The organism is Pantoea sp. CTOTU50773, from assembly GCF_032082325.1.
GTDB lineage: Bacteria > Pseudomonadota > Gammaproteobacteria > Enterobacterales > Enterobacteriaceae > Pantoea > Pantoea communis.
On the sequence record NZ_DAMDQC010000265.1, the window covers coordinates 1 to 2,400 of the forward strand.

A 2,400-nucleotide genomic window follows, 5' to 3' on the forward strand; every position below is an offset into this window, starting at 1 on the left:
TCTGTGACGGCAGATTTACAGTCTGCTCCCTTTGGCCGCTCGGGAATCCCACCTGATACTTGATGGTGCCGGCTACCGGAATCGAACTGGTGACCTACTGATTACAAGTCAGTTGCTCTACCAACTGAGCTAAGCCGGCATCAAGTGGAGCGCATTATGGGAAGACCGAGCCCAGGATGCAACAAAAAAATTGCCAAAATTGTTCTATCGCTTACTATTTGTGCAAAACATCGCAAACCGCTCATCATTTGCAGTATTTTCGTCCAAATGCAGTGTGTTTTTACGCCGCTGCACTAAGTGATTTACAGAGGCTTATCGTGGTTTGGTCGTCGCACGCCAGAAGCACAACGCCATTTTTCATTTAAAAGTGCGCAACTTTTTTTATTGGATCGGGTTTGATTGAACATTTTTTCAACTAACACAATGCAAGACGGGATTGTTCGTTAACGGATGCCACTGTCGGCGTGTTAAAGAGGGAGGCATTATTGATTGTCTGAAGACGGCTCAACGTTGTCAGCGAGGGAAAATCTGAAAAGATTTTACGCGGTGCTACAGCAAAATCGATTGTAATAAGCGACTAAGCAATAATAAAAATGCGGGCACGCTTACGAAAGCGTGCTCAGGTTTATCAATTTGCTTCTTTTTAAAGTGACACTGGTGTTACCCTCCAGCCCATTGTTCTCGTTACTTACCCCCTATGACGTGCAACTGAGCTCGACGCATCATTGTATGCCAGACGCTACAAGATGTTGATGAGCCGGGATTTGCGGTCAGATGCATACTTATGAGTAAAAAAACGACACCACTCACTACACCCTATTTGCAGTTTGACCGTCAGCAATGGGCCGCCCTGCGCGACTCAGTGCCAATGACGCTCGCTGAAGGCGAAATTGAACGACTACGCGGTATCAATGAAGATCTCTCCTTAGAAGAGGTTGCTGAAATCTATTTGCCGCTCTCACGTCTGCTTAACTTCTATATCAGTTCTAATCTGCGCCGTCAGGCCGTGCTGGAGCAGTTTCTTGGCACTAACGGGCAAAAGATTCCCTATATCATCAGTATTGCCGGCAGTGTTGCTGTAGGTAAAAGTACAACCGCGCGTGTGTTGCAGGCGCTGCTTAGTCGCTGGCCAGAACATCGTAAAGTCGAGTTGATTACAACTGACGGCTTTTTACACCCCAATGCAGTGTTGAAAGAACGGGGGCTAATGAAGAAGAAAGGCTTCCCGCAATCTTACGATATGCATCGTCTGGTGAACTTCGTCTCCGATTTGAAATCGGGCGCTAGCCAGGTCACGGCGCCGGTTTATTCACACCTTATTTATGATGTGATCCCGGATGGCGATAAGGTGGTACAACAGCCTGATATTCTGATTCTGGAAGGCTTAAACGTGCTGCAAAGTGGGATGGATTATCCCCACGATCCGCATCATGTATTTGTTTCTGATTTTGTCGACTTCTCAATTTATGTCGATGCACCTGAAACATTATTAGAACGCTGGTACGTTAATCGTTTCCTAAAATTCCGTGAAGGTGCCTTCAGCGATCCCGATTCTTATTTCCACCATTATTCTCAATTGCCTAAAGAAGAGGCGGAAAATATTGCTCGCGGATTATGGAAGGAAATTAACTGGCTGAATCTTAACGAAAACATCCTCCCAACCCGGGAGCGCGCCAGTCTGATAATGACAAAGTCTGCAGATCATGCCGTGCAAAGTGTTCGCCTGAGAAAATAACGTTTCATATTTAAACGCCCTAACTTACCTGGGCGTTTAATTTCTCAGGTCAATTCGCATTAATTGCCAGGACGCAGCGAAATCTCACCACCCACCCAGGACTTTACTTCGCCATCTTGATCCAGTAATAAACCACCCTGCTTATCAATACCACGTGCTATACCATGAACTTCCCTGTCGCCAATCAGCAGCTTAACCGGGCGATTGATAAAATTGTCCAGAGCATCCCAACGCTCTACAAACGGTGCCAATCCGTCACGCTCGAAAATCGGCAGTGCTTCGCGCAGGCTATTGATGATTTTTGCAGCCAACTCATTGCGATCGATTTCAACTCCGGCTTCCTGCAAATTAATCCACCCCTGATTAATTTCAGCGGCTCCTTCTGAGCGCATCACCAGATTGACACCAGCCCCCATGACAATTTGCGCTGCGTCGCCTGTTTTGCCGGTTAGTTCAACCAGAATCCCGGCCAATTTACGGTCGTTCAGGTAGAGATCATTGGGCCATTTAACGCGCACATCAGGTGCACCCAATGACTGAATCACCTCGGCCATCACGATACCAATCACCAGGCTGAGTCCCATTGCTGCAGCGGGACCTTGCTCAAGTCGCCAGTACATCGACAGATAGAGATTAGAACCAAAAGGAGAGAACCATTTTCTGCC

At 47.2% G+C, this 2,400-nt stretch carries 2 protein-coding genes and 1 tRNA gene; 1 reads left to right on the top strand and 2 read right to left on the bottom strand.

Going from position 1 to position 2,400, the window contains the following annotated elements:
- Positions 1–63 precede the first annotated feature (63 nt).
- Positions 64–139, bottom strand: a tRNA-Thr gene (locus tag RT340_RS22555).
- A gap of 645 nt (positions 140–784) precedes the next feature.
- On the opposite strand from RT340_RS22555, the gene coaA reads away from it, so the two are divergent.
- Positions 785–1,735: a type I pantothenate kinase gene (coaA, locus tag RT340_RS22560; protein WP_097119822.1), complete on the top strand. Its 951-nt coding sequence runs from the start codon at positions 785–787 to the stop codon at positions 1,733–1,735.
- A 59-nt stretch (positions 1,736–1,794) separates the two neighbouring features.
- Here the strand turns inward: coaA and RT340_RS22565 are convergent.
- Positions 1,795–2,400: biotin--[acetyl-CoA-carboxylase] ligase (locus tag RT340_RS22565; protein WP_313377864.1), on the bottom strand; the 606-nt coding region annotated here is incomplete at its 5' end.

What these genes read in the sequence shown, in the direction of transcription:
- coaA (WP_097119822.1), top strand. Translation starts at nt 785, where the DNA reads ATGAGTAAAAAAACGACACCACTCACTACACCCTATTTGCAGTTTGAC.